Annotated in this window: 2 protein-coding genes; both read right to left on the minus strand. The window is 45.9% G+C overall.

What is annotated here, in order from left to right:
- Window positions 1–747: 2Fe-2S iron-sulfur cluster-binding protein (locus BUE08_RS10295; RefSeq protein ID WP_286680893.1), on the minus strand; the 747-nt coding region annotated here is incomplete at its 3' end.
- Window positions 748–750: 3 nt separating this feature from the next.
- A partial coding sequence (locus BUE08_RS10300; RefSeq protein WP_286680894.1) for a ferredoxin family protein occupies window positions 751–1,036 on the minus strand: 286 nt, incomplete at its 5' end.

A 1,036-nucleotide genomic window follows, 5' to 3' on the forward strand; every position in this document is an offset into this window, starting at 1 on the left:
GGTTGCAGGGGTACCGGGTTTTAAGCCGAATTCTTCTCCAAGGGAAACTCTTACAGCCGGAGCAATCTGAGCTACTACTGTTTTTTGTGGGTCGTGAAGAGCAGACCACACCTTTTCCATATGTGATGCTATTGTCAGCGCTCCCGTCGGACAAACTGCCGCACATTGGCCGCAATCCACGCAATTGACTTCGGAAATATTCTTGTTAAAAGGCGGCACAACCTTGGCATTGCTACCTCTATATGCAAAACCCAGCACACCTACGCCTTGTACTTCTTCGCACATTCTAACACAATCTCCGCATAAGATGCACTTGTTTGGATCTCTTACTATAGCAGGGCTTGAATCGTCTATAGGCAGCCTACCGTTTTTCTGTCCAAATCGTATTTCCCCAATTCCTAAGATGTTTGCCAATTCCTGCAGGCGGCAGTTGCCGCTCTTTACACAGGTTGTGCACTCTCTATCGTGGTTTGCCAGCAAAAGTTCTAAAGTAACCCTTCTCTGACGTATTAGCCTTTCTGTATGAGTCCTGATAGACATTCCGGGGCGAGGCGGGGTTGAGCATGCTGCCATTATTCTGCCGTTATCGTCTTCTACCAGACACATCCTGCATGCACCATATACCGAAAGCTCTGAATGATAGCAGAAAGTTGGAAGCTCAATACCGGCTTTTCGTATTACTTCCAAGAGATTTGCTTCACCAGTAAACGACACTTGTTTTCCGTTTATTTTCATAGTCTTTTCCATGGCTTATTCCTCCCTTATGGCATCAAAGGGGCATGCATCTACACATGCAAGACACCGCAAGCATCGTGTAATGTCAATTTTATGAGGTTCCCTCGTTCTGCCTTCAATAGCTGATGCAGGACATACTTTCCTGCATTTTCCGCAGCCGCGACATTTATCCGGGTCAATAGCAAGTTGGCCAAGGCCTTTACATACCTTTGAGGGGCATCTTTTTTCAACTACATGTGCCATATATTCATCTTTAAAATATTTCATCGTTGTCAATACCGGGTTAGGCGCAGTCTTCCCA

The organism is Tepidanaerobacter sp. EBM-49 (assembly GCF_001896645.1).
GTDB lineage: Bacteria > Bacillota > Thermosediminibacteria > Thermosediminibacterales > Tepidanaerobacteraceae > Tepidanaerobacter > Tepidanaerobacter syntrophicus.